Annotated in this window: 27 protein-coding genes and 1 tRNA gene; 13 read left to right on the forward strand and 15 right to left on the reverse strand. The window is 39.6% G+C overall.

The features are described 5' to 3' along the window. Window positions 1–33 precede the first annotated feature (33 nt). From MJ764_RS01365 to polA, 11 genes are all read left to right on the forward strand, one after another. Window positions 34–1668 carry a phospholipase D family protein gene (locus MJ764_RS01365; protein ID WP_239323958.1) on the forward strand — a complete coding sequence of 545 codons (1635 nt, stop codon included), beginning with the start codon at window positions 34–36 and terminating at the stop codon, window positions 1666–1668. Window positions 1669–1724: 56 nt separating this feature from the next. Beyond that, window positions 1725–2297: an anthranilate synthase component II gene (locus tag MJ764_RS01370; protein ID WP_239323960.1), complete on the forward strand. Its 573-nt coding sequence runs from the start codon at window positions 1725–1727 to the stop codon at window positions 2295–2297. A gap of 51 nt (window positions 2298–2348) precedes the next feature. Further along, the gene (gene trpD, locus MJ764_RS01375; protein ID WP_239323961.1) at window positions 2349–3392 is read left to right on the forward strand and encodes an anthranilate phosphoribosyltransferase; all 1044 of its coding nucleotides are present in this window, start codon (window positions 2349–2351) and stop codon (window positions 3390–3392) included. Between the two features lie 91 nt (window positions 3393–3483). Next, window positions 3484–4776 carry a serine--tRNA ligase gene (gene serS, locus MJ764_RS01380; RefSeq protein ID WP_239323962.1) on the forward strand — a complete coding sequence of 431 codons (1293 nt, stop codon included), beginning with the start codon at window positions 3484–3486 and terminating at the stop codon, window positions 4774–4776. A 135-nt stretch (window positions 4777–4911) separates the two neighbouring features. Continuing rightward, a tRNA-Lys gene (locus MJ764_RS01385) sits at window positions 4912–4987 on the forward strand. A 382-nt stretch (window positions 4988–5369) separates the two neighbouring features. After that, entirely contained in the window at window positions 5370–5900 is a 531-nt protein-coding gene (locus tag MJ764_RS01390; RefSeq protein WP_239323963.1) for an inorganic diphosphatase, read from the forward strand. Window positions 5901–6061: 161 nt separating this feature from the next. After that, entirely contained in the window at window positions 6062–6388 is a 327-nt protein-coding gene (locus MJ764_RS01395; RefSeq protein WP_239323964.1) for a T6SS effector amidase Tae4 family protein, read from the forward strand. Further along, complete coding sequence (locus MJ764_RS01400; RefSeq protein ID WP_239323965.1) at window positions 6385–6852, forward strand: type VI secretion system amidase immunity protein Tai4; 468 nt, start codon at window positions 6385–6387, stop codon at window positions 6850–6852. The genes MJ764_RS01395 and MJ764_RS01400 overlap by 4 nt, the downstream gene beginning before the upstream one ends. Window positions 6853–6886: 34 nt before the next feature. Beyond that, a complete protein-coding gene (locus tag MJ764_RS01405) occupies window positions 6887–7246 on the forward strand; it encodes a type VI secretion system amidase immunity protein Tai4 (RefSeq protein ID WP_275415221.1) in 360 nt (119 codons plus the stop codon). 61 nt (window positions 7247–7307) lie between these two features. Further along, window positions 7308–7775, forward strand: a complete 468-nt coding sequence (locus MJ764_RS01410; RefSeq protein ID WP_239323967.1) for a type VI secretion system amidase immunity protein Tai4 — start codon at window positions 7308–7310, stop codon at window positions 7773–7775. Window positions 7776–8205: 430 nt separating this feature from the next. Then, window positions 8206–10995, forward strand: a complete 2790-nt coding sequence (polA, locus tag MJ764_RS01415; protein ID WP_239323968.1) for a DNA polymerase I — start codon at window positions 8206–8208, stop codon at window positions 10993–10995. A gap of 193 nt (window positions 10996–11188) precedes the next feature. On the opposite strand, the gene rpe is transcribed toward polA, so the two are convergent. After that, window positions 11189–11872 (reverse strand): ribulose-phosphate 3-epimerase, encoded by a 684-nt coding sequence (rpe, locus tag MJ764_RS01420; protein ID WP_239324084.1) that lies wholly within the window; start codon window positions 11870–11872, stop codon window positions 11189–11191. A 125-nt stretch (window positions 11873–11997) separates the two neighbouring features. Between rpe and MJ764_RS01425 the strand changes: the two genes are divergently transcribed. Further along, window positions 11998–12399, forward strand: coding sequence for a Spy/CpxP family protein refolding chaperone (locus MJ764_RS01425; RefSeq protein WP_239323969.1), 402 nt, complete (start codon window positions 11998–12000; stop codon window positions 12397–12399). Window positions 12400–12717: 318 nt separating this feature from the next. On the opposite strand, the gene MJ764_RS01430 is transcribed toward MJ764_RS01425, so the two are convergent. The 6 genes from MJ764_RS01430 to dnaB form a co-directional block, all read right to left on the reverse strand. Continuing rightward, the gene (locus tag MJ764_RS01430) at window positions 12718–13170 is read right to left on the reverse strand and encodes a type IV pilin protein (protein ID WP_275415216.1); all 453 of its coding nucleotides are present in this window, start codon (window positions 13168–13170) and stop codon (window positions 12718–12720) included. Between the two features lie 31 nt (window positions 13171–13201). Beyond that, on the reverse strand, window positions 13202–13810 hold the full coding sequence (locus MJ764_RS01440; RefSeq protein ID WP_239323970.1) for a pilus assembly PilX family protein: 609 nt from the start codon (window positions 13808–13810) through the stop codon (window positions 13202–13204). Between the two features lie 22 nt (window positions 13811–13832). Beyond that, complete coding sequence (locus MJ764_RS01445; RefSeq protein ID WP_239323972.1) at window positions 13833–14756, reverse strand: PilW family protein; 924 nt, start codon at window positions 14754–14756, stop codon at window positions 13833–13835. After that, entirely contained in the window at window positions 14753–15241 is a 489-nt protein-coding gene (locus MJ764_RS01450) for a type IV pilus modification PilV family protein (RefSeq protein WP_239323974.1), read from the reverse strand. The genes MJ764_RS01445 and MJ764_RS01450 overlap by 4 nt, the downstream gene beginning before the upstream one ends. 23 nt (window positions 15242–15264) lie before the next feature. Continuing rightward, complete coding sequence (locus tag MJ764_RS01455; RefSeq protein ID WP_275415217.1) at window positions 15265–15963, reverse strand: pilus assembly FimT family protein; 699 nt, start codon at window positions 15961–15963, stop codon at window positions 15265–15267. Between the two features lie 106 nt (window positions 15964–16069). Then, the gene (gene dnaB, locus MJ764_RS01465) at window positions 16070–17461 is read right to left on the reverse strand and encodes a replicative DNA helicase (protein ID WP_239323976.1); all 1392 of its coding nucleotides are present in this window, start codon (window positions 17459–17461) and stop codon (window positions 16070–16072) included. Window positions 17462–17675: 214 nt separating this feature from the next. Here dnaB and MJ764_RS01470 point away from each other — a divergent pair, with 214 nt between their 5' ends. Beyond that, the gene (locus tag MJ764_RS01470; RefSeq protein ID WP_239323977.1) at window positions 17676–18260 is read left to right on the forward strand and encodes a superoxide dismutase; all 585 of its coding nucleotides are present in this window, start codon (window positions 17676–17678) and stop codon (window positions 18258–18260) included. Window positions 18261–18330: 70 nt separating this feature from the next. Here the strand turns inward: MJ764_RS01470 and MJ764_RS01475 are convergent, their stop codons facing one another. The 8 genes from MJ764_RS01475 to MJ764_RS01510 all read right to left on the reverse strand — a co-directional run bounded on the left by MJ764_RS01475 (window position 18331) and on the right by MJ764_RS01510 (window position 25842). Then, the gene (locus tag MJ764_RS01475) at window positions 18331–19143 is read right to left on the reverse strand and encodes a MetQ/NlpA family ABC transporter substrate-binding protein (protein WP_239323979.1); all 813 of its coding nucleotides are present in this window, start codon (window positions 19141–19143) and stop codon (window positions 18331–18333) included. Between the two features lie 311 nt (window positions 19144–19454). Beyond that, the gene (locus MJ764_RS01480) at window positions 19455–20123 is read right to left on the reverse strand and encodes a methionine ABC transporter permease (RefSeq protein ID WP_239323981.1); all 669 of its coding nucleotides are present in this window, start codon (window positions 20121–20123) and stop codon (window positions 19455–19457) included. Further along, the gene (locus MJ764_RS01485) at window positions 20120–21073 is read right to left on the reverse strand and encodes a methionine ABC transporter ATP-binding protein (RefSeq protein WP_239323983.1); all 954 of its coding nucleotides are present in this window, start codon (window positions 21071–21073) and stop codon (window positions 20120–20122) included. The genes MJ764_RS01480 and MJ764_RS01485 overlap by 4 nt, the downstream gene beginning before the upstream one ends. Window positions 21074–21316: 243 nt before the next feature. After that, window positions 21317–22111 (reverse strand): ChbG/HpnK family deacetylase, encoded by a 795-nt coding sequence (locus tag MJ764_RS01490; RefSeq protein ID WP_239323985.1) that lies wholly within the window; start codon window positions 22109–22111, stop codon window positions 21317–21319. Next, complete coding sequence (locus MJ764_RS01495; RefSeq protein WP_239323987.1) at window positions 22092–22505, reverse strand: GtrA family protein; 414 nt, start codon at window positions 22503–22505, stop codon at window positions 22092–22094. Before MJ764_RS01495 ends, MJ764_RS01490 begins: the two co-directional genes overlap by 20 nt. Further along, the gene (locus MJ764_RS01500) at window positions 22502–23464 is read right to left on the reverse strand and encodes a glycosyltransferase family 2 protein (RefSeq protein ID WP_239323988.1); all 963 of its coding nucleotides are present in this window, start codon (window positions 23462–23464) and stop codon (window positions 22502–22504) included. The genes MJ764_RS01495 and MJ764_RS01500 overlap by 4 nt, the downstream gene beginning before the upstream one ends. Window positions 23465–23531: 67 nt before the next feature. Next, window positions 23532–25007 carry a glycosyltransferase family 39 protein gene (locus MJ764_RS01505; protein ID WP_239323990.1) on the reverse strand — a complete coding sequence of 492 codons (1476 nt, stop codon included), beginning with the start codon at window positions 25005–25007 and terminating at the stop codon, window positions 23532–23534. A 181-nt stretch (window positions 25008–25188) separates the two neighbouring features. Next, a complete protein-coding gene (locus MJ764_RS01510; protein ID WP_338053798.1) occupies window positions 25189–25842 on the reverse strand; it encodes a fumarylacetoacetate hydrolase family protein in 654 nt (217 codons plus the stop codon). Window positions 25843–25880: the final 38 nt, after the last annotated feature.

Consider the following 25880-nt stretch of genomic DNA (forward strand, 5'->3'; position numbering starts at 1 on the left):
TTTTCAGTTGGATAAACCACATACGGTACACACATGAACAGCAAATATATTAATCATGTCTGTACCTTATGTCTGAATCTTTGCTTACTATGCATGCTAAATGCCTGTCAAAGTTTGCCTTCACTGCAAGGGCGCAGCGTCGAAACTCATATAGCTGCTGATATCCCTTCTTCTCTAGCTTACGCTAACGCTTCTCTGGTCACCCAGCACCCGGGATTATCTGGCCTCTATCCTTTAGACGATGGTCATGAGGCATTTGCAGCACGTATGGCTTTGATTCGCGCCGCAGAGCATAGTTTGGACGTACAGTATTATATCTGGCGTAATGACACATCTGGCCAGCTACTCTTTCATGAATTAGTCTTAGCCGCTCAACGTGGTGTACAAGTTCGTTTACTGCTGGACGATAACAATACCGTTGGTTTGGATAAAGTATTAACCGCCCTAAATCAAGAACCCAATATCCAGATACGTTTATTCAATCCGTTTGTGCACCGACACTGGCGAGCATTAAGTTATATAACAGATTTTGCCCGTTTAAATCGGCGCATGCATAACAAATCAATCACAGCCGATAATCAGATAACTATTCTTGGTGGACGCAATATCGGCGATGAATATTTTGATATGGGTAAAGGTACATTGTTTGTCGATCTGGACATTCTGGCTATAGGACCAATTGTCAATCAGGTATCCAATAATTTCGATCGCTATTGGAACAGTGCTTCAGCGTATGATTTCAGCAGCATCGTCCACCGTCGTAACAAACTACAGGCCAGTATGCCAGTATTCAAGCGCCGAAGTTTTAACTATTTACGAGCAGATAGCTATGGTCATGCCTACAACCGCGACAACTTCATCAACCGATTACTGGACGGTTCTCTCAATTACCAGTGGGCACATCTGATTCTAGTAAGCGACAATCCAGACAAGGCTTTGCCCAAAGGCAAAAACAAATCAAACACCACCCAGCCTACTGACAGTCTTTTAGTTGCACCAGATACAGCTCAATCACCTGTAATCAAATATGAAAAAGCCAGTTTAACCCTGAATGCACTTGCTGCATCTGTTGTAGAACCACAAAAAGATTTGCTGGTTATCACACCCTATTTTGTGCCGACACAAACTGGTTTGGAATATTTGTTCAAACTCAGAGAAGAGGGCGTAAGAGTGCGTGTCCTCACCAACTCACTGGCCGCAACTGATGTACCGGCCGTACATTCTGGCTATGTACACTACCGTACCCCCCTGTTGAAAAAGGGTGTTGAGATTTATGAACTTAAAAATCAGGGATTCTTAAAAGGGCCACGTGATCGGGCTTTTACAGGTAACTCTGAATCAAGCCTGCATGCAAAAACCTTTACCATAGATGGGCAGCAGCTCTACATTGGTTCACTCAATTTTGACCCGCGTTCGGCTCGACTTAATACAGAAATGGGTGTAGTTATCCAGTCACCCGAGATGGCACAATTCATGAATCAGGCCATCAACGAAGCATTGCCAGATGTAACCTATCAGGTAAAACTTTCAGCACAAGGCAAACTCGAATGGTTGAAAACCAACGACAAAAATCAAACCAAGGTTTATCATCATGAACCCGATACCAGTATTTGGCAGCGCATATGGGTCAAAATGCTCTCATGGCTACCTCTAGAAAGCTTACTCTGAAACCGCAAACAAACTGGTTATACACAATTTCATACTACCCTTAAAAGGCATGGCTAATGCTGCTATTCATTGATAATTACGATAGTTTCACCTATAACATCGTGCAATACCTTGGCCAGCTAGGCGAAGAAATAATCGTTAAAAACAATGATGAAATCACTGTGGAAGATATAATTGCCCTGGCACCAGAAAAAATTGTCATCGGTCCTGGGCCTTGTACCCCAAAAGAAGCAGGTATCTCAGTAGCGACCATAAAACATTTTGGGGGCAAAATACCTATTCTGGGAATTTGTCTGGGGCATCAAAGTATTGGGTATGCTTTCGGGGGCAAGATAGTACGTGCCAAAAATGTTATGCATGGTAAAATTTCTCCCGTTTACCATCACAATAGCCCTCTTTTTTCCAACTTGCCCAACCCCGTAAACTGTACCCGCTACCATAGTCTGGTTATCGAAAAAGAAACATTGCCTGAGTGTCTCGAAATTACCGCTTGGACAGATGATAATGAGATTATGGGCATCAGGCATAAAACTCACGCCATCGAAGGCGTTCAGTTTCATCCCGAAGGATTACTTACCGAAAACGGCTATGAAATGTTGCGTAATTTTCTGCAACAGCATCAAAAGTAATAGAAGTAATAAAGCCGTTTAACATACTAGTTACTTTTAGAAAGAATTAATATGATTACGCCGCAACAGGCACTTAACCGTCTTCTGGACAATAACGAATTATTCTATGATGAAATGACCGATTTAATGCGCCAGATTATGAATGGAGAAGTAGCACCCGAAGTTATTGCCGCCATTCTTATCGGTTTACGTATCAAGGTAGAAAGCGTATCAGAAATTGCAGCCGCAGCTACAGTAATGCGCGAGTTTGCAACAAAAGTTCCGGTGCAGCAGCATGAACATCTGATTGACATCGTTGGTACTGGTGGTGACAATGCGCATACATTCAATATCTCCACAACCAGTATGTTTGTCGTGGCTGCTGCGGGTGCCAAAGTAGCAAAACATGGTGGACGTTCCGTATCTTCGTCCAGTGGTTCTGCCGACATTATCGAAGCCATGGGCGCAGCACTAGAATTAACACCCGAACACGTAGGGGAGTGCATTGACCAGTTAGGTGTTGGATTCATGTATGCACCCAACCACCACAACAGCATGCGCTATGTAGCTCCTGTACGCCGGGCACTAGGTGTACGGACTATATTTAATATACTTGGACCACTTACCAACCCAGCAGGAGCTTGCAATCAGGTATTAGGAGTATTTCATATCGATCTGGTCGGCATTCTATCGCGGGTGTTAAAACAGCTTGGCAGCAAACATGTTTTAGTGGTTCACGGTAGTGATGGTCTGGATGAAATTACGCTCACAGGTACCACCCGCGTTGCCGAACTGAAAAATGGCACCATAATGGAATACGATATTCATCCAGCACAATTTGATATACCTGTTATTGAAGATCTGAAACCCTTAAAAGTATCTAATAGCGAAGAATCTCTGCATATTATGAATGCAGTATTAAACGGCGAAAAAGGCCCCTGTCGCGATATAGTCGTACTTAATGCTGCCGCCGCAATTTACGCTGCCGATATCACCTCTTCATTGGAAGAGGGCGTAGATTTAGCCATCAGCGCCATTGATTCAGGTAAGGCTAAAGCGAAACAAACTGAATTTATCCTGAAAACAAAGCAGCTGGCTGCACAGCAAAATATATAAAGCCAGTTAGCCAGATAAATGATAACCCTCCATTACAGCCACTAATCGTTTACAATAATAGCCATAACTCGTCACTAAAGACATTATTATCATGCTAGACATTCAATTACTCCGTCAAGATATCAATAGTATTGCCCAAAGATTACAAACCCGCGGCTACAATCTGGATACCGCAGCTTTTTCCCATCTGGAACAGCAGCGCAAACAATTACAGATGCGTACAGAAGAATTACAGGCCAAACGCAATAACCTGTCCAAACAGATTGGCGCACTAAAGGGACAGGGCAAACATAACGAAGCCAGCGAAGTAATGGCAGAGGTTGCCCAGATTAAAACAGAATTGGAGCAAACCGACCAAAATTACCAGAGCATACAGAACCAGATAAATAACTTAATCCAGACTATCCCCAATCTGCCTCATAGCGATGTTCCTGTAGGAAAAGATGAAAGCGACAACATTGAAATTCGTCGCGTTGGCACACCACAGCATTTTGATTTTCAGGTTAAAGATCATGTCGACTTAGGTGAACCATTAGGATTGGACTTTAAAACCGCATCAGAACTGTCTGGAGCACGATTTGCATTAATGCGCGGCCCGATAGCGCGATTGCACCGAGCATTAGCGCAATTTATGCTTGATACCCATACACAGCAGCATGGCTATATAGAGCATTACACCCCTTACATTGTTAATCCAGAAATTTTGGTTGGTACAGGGCAGTTACCCAAATTTTCTGAAGACATGTATAAAGTTAGCAGCGGAGATAAAGAAAATACACAGGAACAATACCTGATATCAACCGCAGAGATCACCCTAACCAATACCGTGCGTGAGCGCATCTTAAGTAAAGATGAATTACCCAAAAAATTAACCGCACATTCACCTTGCTTCCGTTCTGAAGCTGGTTCATATGGTAAAGACACTCGGGGACTGATTCGACAGCACCAGTTTGATAAAGTAGAAATGGTGCAAATCCAGCACCCAGAAAACTCCTATGCAGCACTGGAAGAAATGGTTGGCCATGCAGAAAAAATTCTTCAGCTGCTGGAATTACCATATCGGGTAATCGTATTATGCACAGGTGATATGGGATTCAGTGCGGCCAAAACCTATGATCTGGAAGTGTGGATACCAGCACAAAACACCTATCGCGAAATTTCAAGCTGCTCAAACTGCGAAGATTTTCAGGCACGCCGCATGCAGGCACGCTTCAAAGACAGCGATGGCAAAAACCAGCTGGTACATACATTAAATGGCTCTGGTTTAGCCGTAGGCAGAGCCTTGGTTGCAATACTGGAAAACCACCAGAATGAAGATGGCAGCATCAACATTCCAGCAGCTTTACAGCCTTATCTGGGCGGCCTAAGCGTATTGCGGGCATGAGCACCAAAAACCTACATGATTAAAATCTAATAATTACTTAAAAACTTAAAAGCAGAGAAGGGCAATACATTAAAACATAGCAGTAGATATTGTCCTTCAATGTAAAGAAGCGTATAATTCCCCACTTATATAGATGGGTCGTTAGCTCAGTTGGTAGAGCAGTGGACTCTTAATCCATTTGTCCAGGGTTCGATCCCCTGACGACCCACCATTTATCTTCCATTTCTTTCAACATTTTACGCATCATCTCTACTGTAACAACTTCTTCCTCTGGTTTGTTTGTGTGACAGAATTGTGACAATTGTTTGTCATAATATTGTTAATCTTCTAAAACCAATTATTACAGTATATTTAGACCGACAGCCAACAACCTTATCAAAACTCAAATAAATTATGAGAATTGGTGATAAAAAATCTAAAGCCCAAATCAAAGAACTAAATGGTTATAAAATTTAGTCTTAATGGAAAAGGCCAAACCTGATATGGTTTGGCTTTTTAAAATTTTATCCAATAAATATCTAATAAAATATGGGCAAACAAAAAACCATTGTTTACAATACGGCCACTTAAACTTAAATGCGGGACATATAATCATGGCAGATTTTAATCAGATTCTGGATGCCGGTAATGTAGACGGCGGTATTATCAATGTAGTAGTAGAAATCCCTGCTGGTTCCAACCATAAAATAGAGTGGGATCGCAAACTTGGCGCAATGAAACTGGATCGTGTTGAGCCGGTTATTTTCGCCAAGCCAACTAATTATGGCTTTATCCCGCAAACACTAGACGAGGATGGCGATGAACTGGATGCTTTAATCGTTACCGACCAGCCTCTAAGCACTGGTATCTATCTAGAAGCGCGGATTATTGGCGTGATGAAATTTGTTGATGACGGTGAAGTTGATGACAAAGTAGTTGTTGTACCGGCAGATGATCGCAACAATGGTAATGCCATTCAAACCTTGGCAGATTTACCGCCACAATTGATTAAACAGATTGAATTTCACTTCAATCACTACAAAGACCTGAAAAAGGCAGGCACCACTCAAGTAACACACTGGGGCGATATCGACGAAGCTAAAAAAGTTATTCGTGAATCTCAGTTGCGTTGGCAACAGCAGTAACCTAAAAAAACAATATTTAGGTAGCTATAACCTGTAAAGTAGTAATAAACAGGAAAAATGCCCTAAATCAGCTGCGAAATTTTTATGCTTTTGATATTTAAGTTTCGCAGCAAATATCTCAAATGCAAAATCTGAACATAACATATATAAGGAGATTCAGATTGGCTGCACCACAAGATATCCGCCTACTTTTTGATAAAGCATGGGCTGCTTCTGAGATTATTTACAATAAAGCTGATAATTTAGAAGAAAGACGCCAAAGAGTTGCTAACATCATTGGTGGCCAAGTTGCATGTAATGTAACTCATCAAGACCCAAAGCTCAGTCTGACTAAAAAAGGGATAATTTTATTTGAAGTTTCCGGTTGGTCTGATGCTACAGGTCATGCTACCTTATTCAACGGCTATAAGTGTTATGACAGTTGTTATTTTAATGAACCTGAATCAACTTATATCGCAGAACGGGCTAATTTTTGGAGTTTGCTATGAAAATTTTTAGAATGCAAATCATAAGTGCTTGTTTAATGATTATATTATCATTTAGTTGTAATGCTTCAAACAATAATATCACATCACCAGAAGCACCTAAGCGAACAATTATTCAAAACTATAAGGACATGGTTTTGGCATTTTGTATAGCAGATGCCTATCATGATGATAAATTAGCTGCAATAGACGCAGGAAGCAGTGTTAGTGCATTAGAGGAATGGACTTACTATGATTTGGAAGAAAGTACGAAAGCGATACAAGATTTAGTAGATACATATCTGTCACGAAATTACTTTAATCCACTCGTTGAAGCAGAGATAAAAGGGGTGAAATTTGATTTCCTAAAATGCCTAGATCTTTATCATAGCAAAGATTTAAATAAGCTAGCTAAAAGAATGGTTGAATATCCACATGAGACTTACAAGAGTTCATTACATAACTATTATAGAGATTTAAAGCGATAAAATTACTTCACCCGAAGCGCCTAGCAGAACATTTATTCAAAACTACAAGGATATGGTGTTAGCGCATTGTATAGCTAATGCTTATCAAGAAGGTGAAATTGCCTCAATGGATGCAGGAAGTAGTGTAACTGCGTTACGCGAGTGGATTTATTATGATATGAATGAAAGCATAATAGCAGAAATTCAAATGGTTGATTCATATTTATCACGCAACTATTTAAATCCATCAGCTGAGATACAAATAAGGGATATCAAATTTGATTTTTTAAAATGTCTGGATCTTTATCATAGTAAAGAATTAGATACTTTAGCAAAAAGAGTAATTGAACATCCACAAGAAACATTTAGAAGTACAGTTCGTAATTATTATAGGGATTTAAATAGAAAAAAATAATCAGTGCAAATAAATAAGAAGCAAGACACATAACAATTCAAGCCAATTTCTGGGAGCTAAAATGAAAAAGTTTAAAATGCAAATCCTGTGTAGTTATTATTTAATTTTATTACCATTGATTTGTAATGCATCAAGCATTAACTCCATGACACCTGAAGCAGTAAACCGTACTTTTATTCAAAACTATAAGGATATGGTTTTAGGAAATTGTTTAGCAAAAGCCTATGGGGACATTGCTTCAATGGATGCAGGTAGTAGTGTAAGTGCATTAATTGAATGGACTTATTACAACATGGACAAAAGCATAGATGCAGAAATTAGAATAATTGATTCTTATTTGTCACGTAATTACCTTAATCCATTGGCTGAAGCTGAGATAAAAGGCATTAAATTTGATTTTTTAAAGTGTTTAGATCTTTATCATAGTAAGGATTTAGATAAACTTGCAAAAAAAATGATTGAACATCCACAAGACACGTTTAGAGGTACGATTCGTAATTACTATAGGGATTTAAACAGAAAAAAATAATCAGAGAAAATGAGCTAGCGGCAAGATATACAACAACTGCTTGTATGGATAAATAAACTAAAAGGTTAGTACGCGAAGAAGCTTGTAAATTATAAACTTTAATCAATTCAAGTTTAGTGTTAAAAATTTAACATAATATATATTATGCGAAATAAACAATCTTTATATCTGCATTATAGTGGCTATAACGAATCAGCCAAATTGGTTCAGTGATTATCAAATTTTCCGTGTTTTATTTACTGGCTTTACCAACAAAACCATAGTTTAAAATTACTAACAATATTTTTTATCGTAAAATACACATTAATTAAAGCCTTTAAGCAAAACGGAATTAGAAAAGCTTACACGATTATAAGTTAAAGCTAATTGAAACCTGCTGATTTAATTTCAGGTGGCTTATGAGCTAAAAATTGATATTTCTGGAATTACTATGAAAAAAACGTTATTACTGGTTGATGGTTCATCTTATTTATATCGAGCATTTCACGCTATGGCACCATTAACCAGTCCAATGGGTATGCCTACAGGTGCTTTATACGGTGTATTAAACATGTTACGCCGCTTGCGGCTGGACACACCACACGATTATGCCTGTTGCGTATTTGATGCTAAAGGTGAAAATTTCCGTCATCAGCTTTATCCTGAATATAAGGCCAATCGTCCACCGATGCCGGAAGATTTGCGACCGCAAGCTGAAGCTTTACCAGAGTTGGTTAAGCTAATGGGCTGGCCTGTTTTATCTATAAATGGTGTAGAAGCTGATGATGTCATTGGCACATTAGCCTATTCAGCACAAAAAGCCGGCTATCAGGTCATTATCTCAACTGGCGATAAAGATATGGCTCAACTAGTTAATAATCAGGTTACCCTAGTAAATACCATGAATAATGAAAAGCTTGATACTACGGGCGTATTAGACAAGTTTGGTGTCAAGCCTGATCAGATAATTGATTATCTTAGCCTGATCGGTGACAAGGTTGATAATGTACCGGGCGTAGATAAATGTGGTCCCAAGACCGCGGTTAAATGGTTACAGGAATATGGAACTTTACAAAATATCATTGATCATGCTAATGATATTAAAGGAAAAGTTGGTGAAAATCTACGTATAGCACTACCAAAATTACCGTTATCCTATCAATTAATCACTATTAAAACAGATATAAACTTGCAACAGGAATTGCCACATGGTCTTGAAGACCTAAAGCGACAAACGCCGGCATGGGCAGAATTAATTCCCCATTTTCAGCAACTGGGATTTAAAAACTGGTTAAAAGAAGCGCAGACACATCATGAAGAGAATACAACTATTTTGCAGCCTGTGAACGATCTGTTTGGCGAGACGGAAATTAATGAAGATACCAATAACAAAATTATACAGAACAAATCAGATGCAGATAATTTAAAAAACATTCCTAAACAATATTCAGCTATTATCACAACCACACAACTGGCTGAATTACTGAAACAATTAGATTCAATACACACTATTGCTCTGGATACAGAAACTGATAGTCTGGATGCAATGAATGCTAATCTGGTTGGTATCAGTATTGCTTTGGAACCAGGAAAGGCATTTTATATTCCTGTTGGTCACAGCCCTACTGCAGTTAGTGAACAATTACCACTTGAAACGGTTCTGAATGCCCTTAAACCTTATTTAGAAGCTGATAAGCTGGGAAAAATCGGCCAGAATATCAAATACGACCAACATATACTGGCTAATTATAATATTAATTTAAAAGGCATTGTTGGTGACTCCATGCTGGCTTCTTATATTGTTGAAAGCCATTTGGGACATGGTCTGGATGAGCTGGCACTACGACATCTTGACTGGCAAACCATTCACTATGAAGATTTATGTGGTAAAGGAGCAAAACAAATCAGTTTTGCTGATGTAGCATTGGAAGATGCCGTTAACTACGCCGCAGAAGACGCGGATGTATCCTTACGTCTTGAAATTTTACTCAGACAGCAAATGGATGCAGCTCAGCTTGAGCTCTATCATAATCTGGAAATTCCAGTTGAAAACATCTTATGCATTATGGAGCGTACCGGGGTATTAATTGATCGTCACGAATTGGCTCAGCAAAGCCACGAGCTTGGTACGCAACTAGTTAAACTGGAGGAACAAGCTTATCAGCTGGCCGGCCAGCCTTTTAATCTAAACTCTCCCAAACAGCTGCAATCCATACTATTTGAAAAAATGGGTATCCCTACTTCTGGACTGAAAAAAACCTCTTCTGGAGGTATTTCAACCAATGAGGCTGTATTGGAAAAACTTGCAGCCGACTATCCTCTCCCCAAACTTATTTTGCAGACACGTAGTCTGGCCAAACTCAAATCTACTTATACGGATAAATTGCCTCAGCTGATAAATCCACACACGGAACGCGTACATACTACTTATGCTCAGGCTGTTGCCATTACTGGCCGTCTGGCCAGTAACAATCCTAATTTGCAAAATATTCCTGTACGCACTGAAGAAGGACGGCGTATACGAAGAAGCTTTATCGCCCCACCCGGCCAACTCATAGTTTCAGCAGATTATTCTCAGATTGAGTTACGCATTATGGCTCATCTTGCCAATGATACTACCCTGATTGATGCCTTCCGCAATAATGAAGACATTCATAAGCGTACAGCTGCGGAAATTTTCGCAATCAGTCAGGATCAGATAACTGCAGAACAGCGACGCTACGCTAAAACGATTAATTTTGGTTTAATTTATGGCATGAGTGAATATGGATTGGCCAAATCACTCGGAATTGAACTTCAGGCAGCACAACATTTTATTTCCCGCTATTTTAGCCGTTATCCGGGGGTTCATGAATATATGGAAAAAACCAAAGAACAGGCATTGCAGCATGGTTTTGTAGAAACACTTTTCGGACGACGTCTTTATTTGCCCGGCTTAAATAGTAGCAATGCTACAGAACGTGCTGGAGCATTTAGAGCTGCAATCAATGCACCAATGCAAGGTACTGCATCAGATTTAATAAAACGCGCCATGATTGCTGTACAAAGTTGGCTGGAGCAGGAAAAAATGCATACAAAACTAATTATGCAAGTACACGATGAGCTCGTATTGCAAGTACCTGAATCTGAATTATCAACCTTGCAGCGTCATTTACCACAATTGATGTCTGATGTAGCTCAATTAAAGGTACCATTAATTGCTGATGTTGGAAATGGTCATAACTGGGATGAGGCTCATTAAAATTCAATTGTATTGCTCTGACTTGTAACAATAAAAAAGCAGTCTGATCCAAGCAGACTGCTTTTTTATAAAACTATTTAAATCTTAAAGAAATATAAATAGTATACCATTGAAAAATCAATAAATTATGATAATCAATATATTAATTCGATATTGCTATTTATATCTGAACAAAATGCCAAATGACTAATCGCTAATTTATCTCAGCCAGTTGTGCTCGCATGGCTTTTATTTGTTTAGCATAGTCATCATGTCCAAAAATTGCAGAGCCTGCCACAAATGTGTCAGCACCTGCCGCGGCTACCTGAGCTATATTATCAATCTTGATACCCCCATCTACTTCCAGACGAATGTATCTTCCAGTTTCTCTTGCATATTCATTGATCAGCACGCGAACCTGACTTATTTTTTTCAACGTTGATGGAATAAAACTTTGTCCACCAAACCCCGGATTAACAGACATCAACAATATTACATCAAGCTTGTCTATTACCTCCGCCAATACATGAATTGGTGTAGCCGGATTCAATACCAGCCCTGCCTCACAACCTGCTGCTTTTATCAGGCTTAAGCTTCTGTCAATATGTCGACTCGCTTCAGGATGAAAAGTAATAATATTGGCACCTGCAGCAGCAAAAGCATTAATCATTTCGTCTACTGGTTCAACCATCAAATGCACATCAATTGGTACAGAAGCATAAGGCTTTACAGCCTGACAAACCATAGGACCAAAAGTAAGATTTGGTACATAATGGTTGTCCATTACATCAAAATGTATCCAGTCAGCGCCACCATCAATTACTGAAGCAATTTCATTGCCCAGACAGGCAAAATTAGCAGATAAGATACTGGGTGCGATAATAAAATCTGATTTCATTAACTTATTCATATAAAAGACCTGTGGTAATTTGTATAATTTACGCAAGTTTACTACCATTATAGGTGCTTGACTGCTATTAAAGTATACTCTTAGCGTTCAATAGAAATGAAAGGGAGAACAGAATGGTAGTCCCATGCTGGCAAAAAATAGCATGCTATTGTACTGGTTTTATTATATTGACATTTGTCTGCCCCACTTTTGCTTCTGGACAAATTAATTGTGATATCCGCAAGCTTGAACTAACTCAAATGCAAAAAGCACGGCTTAGATTCATTAGGATGCAGTATAAGAGAAATCATGATACAAACTTACAACACACAGCAAATAGCAAACGTAAAAATGAGCAATTGAATCAAATTTTGATGCAACCAAAATTTGATGAAGCAGAAGCCAAACGCTATGTGCTGAACCATTATATGCCGCGAATGCAGCAGGATGTAGATGAATTGAAAGTTCAGTATGATTTTTTACAGGTTTTAAATCATCAACAGCGTCAGAACTGGATTAATAATTGTTTACGTTAATGGTTAACAGTTAATTAAACTATCTACGTTTCTTTTTTAAAATTAAAATTTTATCGTATGTGAACTTAATCGATTTTGTATTCACTATTGTGTACTAAACCGGAAATGTGCTCCTGTTTAATATAGTAAATGATTCATTAAGTTTTAATGAACCCACTTACCCTGTATGAATTCAAAACAGGAATTCATATAAAATTTAAATAAATTTAAAGTTTCTATGCAAATAAATGTTTAACAATCAATATAATAAATCCTGTTATTATTTCGAGTTAAAAATCCGTCTTATAAATTCTAAAATTTTATAATGAAATAATTGCTTTATTGTTTCGTACAGTTAGCGTCACCGGATGCATCAATAATGCTACTTACACTGCTTATATCACAAATATATAGGCCACTATTATTTCCCATCCATACTGATTTTTTCAAATTACTACCACTTTTGGGTTCGGCATATAAATGATAAGTTGAGCAATCGTTATCGTCCTGACAGCTAACCCCGATAGTATATTTACTGTCGCTACCAACTTCCTGCTCCACAATAGCACTTAGATCACTTTGAACAAAACTGTCACCATTAAATAATTGTAATTTTCGTTCGGCAATTTTTTGACTAAGATTTGTTAATTTTGTGCTAGCATCTGCCAAATTAGCTTTTTCAACATAAATTCTATAGCTGGGCAAAGCAATAGCAGACAATACAGCAATAACACCCACAACTATCATCAATTCTATTAAGGTAAAACCACTATTTAAAAATTTATTGCTCATAAAATTCAATCTTTACATTTATTTCATTAAATCAATTATCGTATAGGGCAGCCTGTACAGTTTCCTCAACTATGCTGTTTGTAGATTCATTACGCCCCCATCCTTTGGAAGTGATGCGAAATAAATATATACCTACTCCAGCAACTTTATCAGGTCCTAGATATTCTATAACATATCGATATTTCTTTTCATCTCTGGTCTCTGATTGAGATGAAGGAATGGAAGGATCATTCGCTGTATTGGTAAATACATTATTTCTCAACCAGACATGTTCCAATCTGTCACAATTTTCTTCGATAGTTGCCAATTTACTATTGGCTATTGATGGTTGTATATTCTTGGCTGCACATAAACCATTATTACAGTTGCAGGAAAATACTATTTTATTTCCAGTAGCACCAACTTGAGCAGGCCAGCTACTAATGAGATCTTCTGCTGCAATTATTCCTAATTGCGCATTCTGAAGAGCAAACTGATGGTCACTATCATTGGCACTTGTCCGAGTATCCATTGAGGTGCTCTGCATAGTAGCAATAACTAGAAAAGCAATTACAATCATCATAATAAGCACTAAAAACAGTGCAAAGCCGGATTGCTTGTCTGGTAAAGTTTTATAATTAGTCTTCATGTCTGTAGCCATTATTCTAGAACTCTTTAAGTATTTACTGTTGAACCTGATTATTAATACAAACCTCACCCTGTCTAACCATTGCTTTAATGGCATAATTCACAGTATTTCCGTTTGGATTTGCTGGCTGCGGATTTATTGTCAAGGTTGCTGTTATTAGTACAGGTGGTTTGTCAAACTCCAAATTAAGCTTATCATCACTTACAGGATTAACTACTGGTTGAACAGGAGAATTAGGCTTTGGGCAGGTTGCATCAGTATGTCCATCATAATTAAAGCTATAGTGTATATTGGTTACATTACTAACAAGGAGCTGGGGAATACCCCACTTTCCTGAAGTAGGAGCCTCTCTGGCTTTATTACCATCATAATTTACACGGTATAATCCAGGTACTGGATTGTCATTTGTGGTACCAACTACATATAGGGCGGCATCTATAATGTCGTCTTCACCTAAATCTTCATCTGCAATACAATCTTCGGCTGTCATAGTACTGGCATACTCTTCATTAAGATATGTTATTAGCAGTGGCTTAGAACCTGCAAGTGGAGTAACTAAAACACTTGGATAATGACCAAAATTAAATTTGGTTGATACAAACTGATTGTTACGATCATCCAAAAAAGAACCTTCGAATATCTCATCTAAGGCGTCGTTTGGATCTATTGGCTTAAGGCAACCAAAATTACCTAGCTTGCGAGCATCACTACGTAACAGATTTGCTGCATTTCTGACATCCTGCTCATAATTGATTCTTGTTTTAACCTCTTCTTTCAGCTTATATGTAGTTAAAAATGTTGAGCTGGCGGCCAGTAGTATAATTATACTGATAATTGAGGCCACCATTATTTCAATAAGACTGAATCCGCGCTGTTTATGTAAAATAACCACAGAATGAGAGTTAAATTTACTTTCTACATTATCCTGATTAATCTGTACATGATAAGATTTTTTCATGATTGGCCTACTGTTAAAGTATATGAAAATTCATCATTTGCATCACTTGCATTATTACCCAGAGATTGTCCACCCCATGTAACAGTAATCTTGCCATCAGGATTAATGGTACAACTATTTATATTTGCATTGATGAGATGAATATTCAGCTTGTTTGAACAAGTCCCCATATTTTCGGTGGCATATTGAGAATAATCTTTAGTAATATATTGTATTTTGGTCTCGTTAGCGTCAATACTTTCTGTAATCAATAAACCAGGGCGAGAGCGCATCTCTTCTACATAATTTTGCACTGCTCTGGTTACCTCACTTTGATTTGCCGCATTAATTGACGTATTTACTGCAGTAATCTGCGCTAACATCAAAGCAAGCACCCCGAAAGAAAGTACAAATATGGCTACTATTGCTTCAACTATAGTAGTGCCACGCTGTGATTGGCAAGCATGCAAACGGTATTTTGTCTTTTTAATATTATGCTGTGACATATCAAGTTCCCTATATTCCAAAATTAAGACAACTGCACGGTACAGAATGAATTGGTATTATCGGCTCCATTCTTACATGCCACCGGCTTGCCACTTGGGGTAATGACAATACGCCGGTTTATATTCACATTACGACTATCAATAATTTCTATTACTAGGTTCGATTGTCCAATAGACCAGTCATCAGCCTTTTCTCCATTACCAATACCAAACCGGCCATTTGGCATAAAACCCAGTACCTTATTCCCAGTTATAGTGCCACCACATGCGACTCTAGCATTACAGGTTTGCCATCTCAGCTTTACTTTGATTTTATTAATATTGTCAGTATTTTGATTCAAGGCAACAACACGTACAGGAGAATCTGGACTTGTTGGATTTGCTTTGTAAGTTCCATCCATATCTGCATCATTAAACGCCAAAAATCCTTGCCAGCCCAATCCATTCTGATAATTATTAAACTGGCTGCAGGCATTGGGATTTGCCGTATTTTTCCTGATTACTGTAGGACAGATTAATATCGGCTTGTCGGTACGAATAGCTTCAGCTCGGGCAAACTGAAACAAAGCAAACATCTGATCCGCACGATTGTTGATTCGCTGAGAAGCAATCATTCTTTCCATACCCGGTAAAGCAATTGCAGCCAGTATGGCTGTAATTGCAATAACAATTAACATTTCGATTAAGGTAAAACCAGTATTTTTTGGTTTGGATGAAAACATAATTTCAACCCTAAAATTGCCAGACATAAATTAATGTACAATTATTTTCAGTTAATTTTACAACATTTCACCTGCTTTGGACTAATTATTTGGACAGAAAACAAAATTAATTATCAAAATACCCATCAGGCATGGCTGCATTGTCAAATTTGGTAAATTGACCTTGAAAGGTTAGATGGACTTTTCCGGTTGGTCCATTACGGTGTTTGCCGATGATGCATTCTGCTAAACCCTTAAACTGACTATCGGGATGATAATATTCATCACGATACATAAACATAATCAGGTCTGCATCCTGTTCAATTGCGCCAGACTCACGCAAATCGGACATCATTGGCCGTTTGTCCGTTCTTTGCTCTACTGTGCGCGATAATTGTGACAAAGCAATGATGGGAACTTGTAACTCTTTGGCTAGTGATTTTAGAGAACGGGAAATTTCACCCAGCTCTGAAGCGCGGTTGTCGGATCTACCCGAGCCAGACATCAACTGTAAGTAATCAAGAACAATCAGACCAAGTTTACCACCTTGCTGCCGTGCCAGTCGCCGTGCACGTGCGCGTACTTCCAGTGCGGTCAATCCAGGGGTTTCATCAATAAACATTGGTGCATCAGTTAGTTTAACTACGGCATCATTCAGCTTGCCCCAATGTTCATCTTGCAACTGTCCGGTTTTAAGTACACTTTGATCAACCCGGCCTACTGAACCCAGCATACGTAGTACCAGCTGTGCGCCACCCATTTCCATTGAAAATACAGCTACTGGTAATTTTTCCGAAATGGCTACATGTTCAGCAATATTCAGGGAAAAAGCGGTTTTACCCATAGAAGGACGACCGGCAACTATAATCAGGTCACCAGGTTGCAGACCAGATGTCATTTTATCCAGATCAATAAATCCAGTTGACACGCCCGTCACATCGTTCTTATTGTCACGCGAATACAAATAATCAATTCGGGTTACCACTTCTTTCAACAGCACAGGCATACTTAAGAAACCCTGTTTTGAACGTGCGGTTGATTCGGCAATCTGGAATACACTATTTTCTGCCTCATCCAGCATCTGCGCTGCATCTTTACCTTGTGGGCTATAAGCTGAGCGGGCAATTTGTGTGCCGACCTGTGCTAGCTGACGCATAATGGAGCGCTCGCGCACTATTTCTCCATACCGGCGGATGTTTGCTGCTGAAGGTGTATTCTGCGCCAGAGTAATCAGATATTCCAGACCACCTGCTGGCTCAAGCTCTTCGCGCCGTTGTAACTCCTCCTGTACTGTAATCACATCAGCCGGGCGCGACAGCTCAACCAGAGTTTTGATTCCCCTGAATATGAGACGATGCTCATAACGATAAAAATCATCTTCATCAATTAAATCTGCAATTCGATCCCAAGCGCTGTTTTCCAGCATCAAGCCACCCAGAACGGACTGCTCTGCTTCCATTGAGTGTGGAGGTACTGCTAACTGATTTGCCTCTTCACTGCTTATATTGATTTCTTCCATGTCTTTTAACTTTAATGACCCTTTTTTAATTTTACCATTAAGCGCGTGTTTATTTGCCGCTGATGTGAGCAGTGTATTACAATCATTAATGAGCCATATAATGGTTTAAGGTGAGTTAACCGTTTTTTATATTTGCAAATTAATCTAATTTGCCTGAACGCATAAACACACTGCAAAGCACTAACAAACCACCTAATCAAAAGGAATCTCAACCATGGAACATAAATTACCAGTACTGCCCTATGCTCTTGATGCATTGGCACCACATATTTCCAAAGAAACAATGGAATACCACTACGGTAAGCATCATCAGACTTATATCACCAATATGAATAACCAGATTAAAGGTACTGAGTTTGAAAACATGCCTCTGGAAGAGATTGTAAAAAAATCTTCAGGTGGGCTATTTAATAACGCAGCGCAAACTTGGAATCATACTTTTTACTGGTTTGGTTTTGCTCCGAATGGTGTAGCGTTGACAGAAAACGGCGCTTTGGCCAAGGCAATCAATGCTAAGTGGGGCAGCTTTAATGCGTTTAAAGAGGCATTCGATAAAGTAGCAGCAGGTACCTTTGGTTCAGGCTGGGCCTGGCTGGTAAAAACACCGGCTGGCGAGCTTGATCTGGTATCCACCAGTAACGCAGCCACTCCGCTTACCAGTACTAATACTCCGCTGTTAACATGTGATGTATGGGAACATGCTTACTACATTGATTATCGTAACAGTCGCCCAAACTACTTAAGTAATTTCTGGGAAATTGTTAACTGGAGTGAAGTAGAAAAACGCTTCGCAGCCTGATTAAACATTAATTATAAAACAATTTAAAAAAACTGCCTTGAAAAAGGCAGTTTTTTTATTGAGCTTTGATTTAGTCGCTTTCTTTAGGTATGTACCAGTAATGCTTGGTATTATGTGTTTGCATATACTGTTTGAATTCAGCTGAGTTATAAGCTGATTTCACTGCTTGAGCCCATGGCTTTTGTACATTATCCGCTCTTACTGCTACCACCAGTTCAAATGCCGGTACTATATCTTCCTGCAAAAGGGCAAGATCAGGGTTAATTTTGGCCGCATAGGCTCTGCTTCCCGGTATCACTGAGTAATCGAAATCAGACAATGTTCTTGGGATATTGCCTGGGTCTAGCTCTGTAATGTTCAACTGATAGGGATTAGTTTTGATATCATTTTTAGAAATCATACCTGGATTAGCTAGGGGTTTTAGGGTAATCCAGCCTGCTTTCGCCAGCAGACGATATGCTCGTGCAGCATTTGCTGGATCATTGGGTACTGCGATGGCACTGCCTTTTTTTATTGCCTGCAAATTGTCATGACGTTTAGAATAAATTGCTGTAGGTACGGTCGGAATGTGTGTTAAAGCCACCAGACTGGCTTTTTTGTTTTGATTAAAAGCGAGCATGTAAGCAGTATGCTGATCGACATTAATATCTACACTGCCTTGCTGTAAAGCAATATCAGCCTGTAGTAAATCAGAAAAATCAATCTGTTTAATCTGATAACCTTGTTTTTCCAGAATCGGCTTTACTGCATCAAGAAAAAGCTGGCTATAGGGTCCTGGTGAGGTACCAATAATAATCTGTTTGCTATTGTTTTTATCCTGTTGGCAGGCTGCCAGTGCCAAGCAGGCTATTATCAAAATAGAAAGATACTTTACTAGCTTCATGCTATCTACTCCGGTTTAGGTATGATTTAAATCCCACAACTTGCACAAAACAAAAAAATTTAGTTCATTCTGAATAGAGATTAATGTTTTGTATTTGGTCTTATCATTGTTTAGGTGAATCTCATAATATCTAACTATATAATATTAAATGATATTGTCTGACACAGTTTTTTTTAAATATTATTAGATTGCGTAGTCTAATGATAGCTGCACAATATTAAAAGATTGGCTGCTTATAAATAAAGATTAAAAAATTATAAGCATGTAAGCACAAAAAAAAACGGCTTTTTTTCAAAGCCGTTTTTTATAGGTCAATTCTTTTTGGCTTTAACTGCGAGCCAGTTACCTAAAGTCTGAATAAATTGCACAATCAATATCAGCACAATGACAGTAGCAATCATAATTACGTAATCAAACCGCTGATACCCATAATTAACTGCTAAATCACCTATACCACCACCGCCAACAGTACCTGACATAGCTGTTGCATCAATTAAACCAATTAGTGCTGTGGTTAAAGCCAGAAGAATAGAAGGCATTGCTTCCGGTAAAATAAAATAGCGAATAATCTGGAAATTGGTGGCACCCATTGATTGGGCTGCTTCAATAATCCCGGCGGGCACACTCAATAATGAATTTTCTATCAGGCGTGCTATGTAGGGGGAAACAAAGATAATCAGAGGGATAATCATTGCTTTGGTGCCAATAGAGGTATGAATAATCAAGCTGGCAACCGGCAATACACAAATCAGTAGAATAATAAAAGGTAATGAGCGGACAATATTAATAATAATATTTAACAAGTTATACAATATTGGTTTTGGCCATACGCCTCCCTGACGGGTAAGTAATAATAATACGCCTAAAATTGTACCCAATATTGAACCCAGCACAAATGCAATGCTGACCATGTTGAAGGTCTGCAATAATGCTGTACCAAACTGGTCAGCAGTTAACGAGGTTTCAAACCATTGATTCATACACCGCCCCTTTCAACCCGAACGCCTTTTGTCTGTAAAAATGCTACTGCCTGTTCTACATTTATTTCAGTACCGTTCATCTGAATAAACATGCTTCCCAGTACAACACCGCCTATTTCACGCATATTGGCAAAAAGTATATTGATTTCCACCAGCTGTTTTAATATTAGCTCGTTTACTACCGGCTCCCTCGCTGAATTGCCGAGAAATTCCAGACGGAAGATGTTATCTTGCTCAACCAAACTGTCAAGTACTGCTTCCGGTATTTCGGCATTGATTACAGTACTGACGAATTTTTTCGTGGTTTCCTGCTGTGGTGCCGAAAAAATATCCAGTACTGAACCCTGCTCAATTACCTGACCCTTTTCCATTACGGCCACTTTATTACAAATTGAGCTGATTACTTCCATTTCATGTGTAACCAGTAATATTGTAATATTACGTTCACTATTGATTTGCTTTAATAATTTTAATATCGATAAAGTGGTTTGCGGATCCAGTGCAGATGTTGCTTCATCACACAATAATATGGATGGCTCGGTAATCAAGGCACGAGCAATTCCGACACGCTGCTTTTGACCACCGGATAACTGACCGGGGTAGCTGTGCTTTTTGCCAGCCAAATCAACATACGACAGCATTGCATCAACCCGACGGTCAATTTCTTCACGTTTTAAGCCCTGTAAAACCAGTGGAATGGCTATATTCTGGGCTACTGTTTTGGACTCCAGCAAATTAAAATGCTGGAAAATCATACCAATTTTTTTCTTGTGCGCACGTTGTGCTGTGGCATCCAGTTTGTTTAAGTCAACTCCGTCTACACACACTGTGCCGGCGGTAGGTTTCTCTAACTGGTTTACCAAACGGATTAAGCTACTTTTACCTGCGCCACTCCAACCAATCAGCCCGAATATATCTCCCGTATCAACAGTGAGATTAATATCATTCAAGGCATGTACTTGCTGTTTATTTTTGATATAAGTTTTTTTTATATTTTCAAATATGATCATAACGACCCTTAAAATACCCAGTGCAATTTAATTCCAGATGATGTAGTTGCAATGCAATACAGATAGTGTACTTGATAAATCATGAACGTGCTGATTGAATTTTTCATGCCAAGAGCTAAAAAACACAATTATACTGTAAATAATAGTTAAAATGGCTGAGATCGTTTATCAATGGGTTACTGCTTAGTGACAAAGATTTTTCTGTCGAAGGTCTTGCCAGTTAATTGCTTGGCAATGATGCTGCTGCCAGCACTGAATAAACGCTTCACTTTGCAACCATTGCCATTCATATTCACGCGCACTTTTAATTTCATCGTTCCAGCTGGCTGATGGAACCGCGGGATGACACATAATCAGCAAACCCTGTTTTGAGGCACTGCCAAGCCATTCTTTCCATCTGGCCTGTAAGATTTTGATATCTGCATTGAAGTTGTAAATACCAGCGAAAGCACAATTATGTGTGATGTGTACTTGCTCTAATGATTTATCTAGCTGATAGCCGCCAAGAGCGTGAATTATTTGTGCTTTGATATCGTGCTGTGTGCTTTTAGTGCTGCGTACTGCAACATCACATCCATAACGCTGTAATATAATCTCCAGCAAAACAGAACGTATCTGCGGAAACTGATGAACATGCTGATGCCCATCTATAAAAACCGGTTTACCCCCGATTTTGTCTTCAAAGGCATCAAGTTGGCGATTAATTGCCTCCTGCAAAATTGTTTTTGGCCATGCATGTAAGTAAGATTTGATTAAAACCTGTTTCAGGCTACCCAAACCTGCAAAACCAGTTAAATCAAAATGCAAACCGATATCGATATGCTGTTTTTTTAGTTCAGCCACTTCATCTGCCGCAATTGTACCCAGACTCATGAAACTACTCGCCTGTATGCGCCCCATTTGTGCTAACCGCAATACAGCTTCGTTTACTGCTGCCGACAAACCTAAATCATCTACATTAATCATTACTGGCTTCATGGCTTACTTTCTCATTAAAGGCCCAGAATTTACCCAGAATAAAAGACAAAACCATTACTATAATGGTAACAATAAACCATAACCACCAGTAGGCCTGATTGCCAAACCATTTTATGCCAGTCATAAATAAAATCTGATTAAGCCCAAAACCTACAACGGCACTGCATAACCAGCGCCAAAGAGCCTGAAACCATGAATGCTGCGTCTGGCTAAAGGTAAGGCGATAATGTCCTATAAAGCTGATGACAAAAGCACACAGGAAAGCCAATGGATTAGCTAAAACAGGCACAAGCTGAGCATACTGTACCAGTAGTACCAAACAGAAAAAATGCATAGCAGCAGCAATTCCCCCTACCAGAGCAAACCAGAATCCCTGTCTGGAGGTGATTTTCATTTTTGTTCGCGGCTGTCCCATACTTTATCCACCAGATAAAGCGGCCGTTGTTTTACTTCTTCATAAATACGGCCAATATACTCGCCAATCACACCAAGACAAACCAACTGAATTCCGGCAGAAAACATAATTCCAGCAGCTAAAGTCGGCCAGCCGGCAAGGTCTTTGCCAAAAAATAAAGTATCAGCCACAATACACAGGCCATAGATTAGTGCCAGCAGGGAAATAATCAGTCCCATCCGGGAAATCCAGCGTAACGGCCGTTGTGAAAATGATGTAATGCCTATCAGGGCTAATTCAAATAGACTGAAATAGTTAAATTTACTTTTACCAGTCTGGCGCAACGATGCCTGAAATGGAATGTAAATGGTAGAAAAACCAACCCATGCATACAGTCCTTTCATAAAACGCTGACGCTCAGGTAATTGAAGCAGAGCTTGTACCACTCTGCGCTTCATCAGGCGAAAGTCACCGGCATTAGGTGTCAGCTCATAGCGATGCGTATCCTGCATAAAATGGTAAAAACTATTTTTCAATGTTCGGATTAATAACCCTTCGTGTTCGCGCGAGGTCTGTACTGCTGCTACCACATCTACATTATTGGTATGCATCAAAATCAGCATCTGCTCAAGTACTGATACTGGATGCTGGCCATCAGCATCCATCATGGTAACCAGCTCACCCTGCGCTTGTTCCAGTCCGGCAGTCAGCGCTGCTTCTTTGCCAAAATTGCGTGAAAACTGTACCAGTCGCAAGGCAGTGTTGGCCGGTAGCTGTTGCCTGAGCTGCTCATACGTAGCAGTCAAATGATCTGTACTGCCATCATCAACCAGAATGATTTCACAAGATTTTTCCTGCCGGCTGGTAAATGTAAATAATTCCGGCAAAAAACGGCCTACTGCGGCCGCATCATTATATATTGGTAGAATAATGCTTAAACCAATGATATTTTTATCCATATAATTTACCTTACAGACTACTTATAGATAATACCCAATTTCATTTTTGCAACAAATAAATACATTGTTATTTCAAACATTCTCTGGGAATATAAGCCTGCCAGACTACTTTAAGCGGTTCACGATCAGGCAATTTACTCCATGCGATTGTCCACTCCCCCTGTTTTATGATCAAATCAGGCTGCTGAGCTAAAGGCTGTAACCATGGCACTTTCGGCTGCTCATTGGCTGGCCATAAAGCCAGTGTGCCATGCTGCTGCAAACGATTATCGCTCATCCAAGGTGAATAGGCAGCATTGCCCGACACCATTACCGATGGGGCAAATTTTGAATAGGAAGCAACCAGTAGTACTATCCAGTCTGAACCAGTCACACTGTCCAGTTTACATGAGGAAAGCGTTTGCCATTGTTTATCAGCCTGTGTGGCCAGTGTAACCTGTGGCCAGTCCATGCGTGAAGGCTTATGACGTATACGGGCACCAAATTGCACATAAGTAGCCATTAATATGGTGACGATTAAAGCCCAGATGACTATGCCTTTTAGCAAAGAATTGATTTTTTTATCGAATACCTGTTCAGGAATGAGGGTAACTATGATCAATCCAGATATCCCCCACATCGGCATACCCCACATATCCCGCAAACCAAGCCCGAAAATCAGTCCGGCACTAGCCAGTATCAATGTAGGAGCCAGCCCCATCCATAACAGGAAATGCCAATCAGACCGATGCAATATCTGAACGGGCGTGCGCAAGCTCAGGCGTGTACGGGTAAAAAGCAGAATCAGTAAAAGGGGCAGATGATTGATTATCTGTGTTCCCAGATAACCAAAAGCAGCCAGATGACCATTGCGGCTGGCGTCCTCGGCAGAACGGGCGGAAGCATAGGTCAATGGTAACCAGTTATGCTGCATCAGCCAGTACACATTAGGAGCAAAAACCAGTAAGGCTATCAGTATTGCCAGCCACGGTTTTGCTGTTAACCATAAGCGACGATATGATGTGCACAGTGAATACAGTACCATGGTAATAATCAGTACGGCAACAGTATATTTCACCAGCATACCAGCGCCAGCCAGCAAACCAAACAGCAACCAGTATCGCCAGCGATTTTCTCGGGTAGCCAGATAAAATATATATACCAAGCCAAGCCATACTGGCATTTGCGCTATATTATGATTGAATTCCAGTGAAGGCCATGTATAGTAAAAGATAGCCAATAAAAACAGAGCACCGACAAATGCTCTCCTCGGACTCATCAAGCGTCTTCCAAACAGATAAGCCAGCCACAAACTCAGCGCAATAGTACACTGGCTGAGAATATACGGGCCGATGTGTCCGAAAATATGATAGAAAGAATACAGTATCCAGCTTGAAAGTGGTGGATGTTTGTAATATCCCCATTGCCATTCACGCCCCCAGTAAATACCTTCAGGCACGTCTAGCGGGTAGCTGGCAGAAAGCGCAAATGGTAATACAGTCCACAAAATAAAATACAGGATTAACCATAGAGGTAGTCGGACTGAAAACGGTTTACTAAGCATGGAAAGGATTTCAGCTTTTAAAAACACGTTATTATAAAGGCACTGTAAAGATTAGGGGGAATTTCACTATGCTGCACCGGCAGTAAACTGGCCGGATACTGTAACCATTAGGGTGGTGTGAAAAACTTAAGCGCAGTTTATTACCACTGCGCTTGAATATTACCGATCAGGCTGAATAAATTCATGCCACCTTAAACTTAAGCATAATTTTTTCCGGCCAGATTAATTCCAGTTCATCGCCAGATTTAATTGCGGCAACGCCTGCTGGTGTACCGGTATAAATAATATCACCAGCCTGCAAACCATAAACACGGGATAAATAACTGATAATCTGCCGACAGGAAAACATCATATCGCGACTATTGCCCTGCTGGCGTATTTCCCCATTAACTTTCAGGCAAAAATCCTGCGTCTGGATATCGTTGACCTTATCTGGTGTAATAAAGTGTGAAACACAGGCAGCGGTAGGAAACCCTTTGGCCTTCTCCCATGGCAGCCCTTTACCTTTTAGTTCTGCCTGCACATCACGTGCAGTTAAATCCAAACCAATGGCATAACCGCCTACATAGTTAAGCGCTTTATCTTCGTCTACATCAATAGCATCATCTTTAATGTAAATAACCAGCTCACACTCGTGATGTACATCCCGGCTATAAGCAGGAAGTTTTATATTATCGCCAGCCTGAGCCAGAGAAGAAGTTGGTTTCAGAAATACAACTGGTTCGTCAGGTTTGGCATTTTGCAATTCTTTCACATGTTCTGAATAATTTCGTCCGATACAAAAAATATTGCCTAAAGCAGCTTGCTGTCCTTCAATTTGAATGGTTTTCATCATATGTTACCAAAATATAGTTCAAGCCTGACTATTAACTA

Source organism: Snodgrassella gandavensis, assembly GCF_914768025.1.
Classification (GTDB): Bacteria; Pseudomonadota; Gammaproteobacteria; order Burkholderiales; family Neisseriaceae; genus Snodgrassella; species Snodgrassella gandavensis.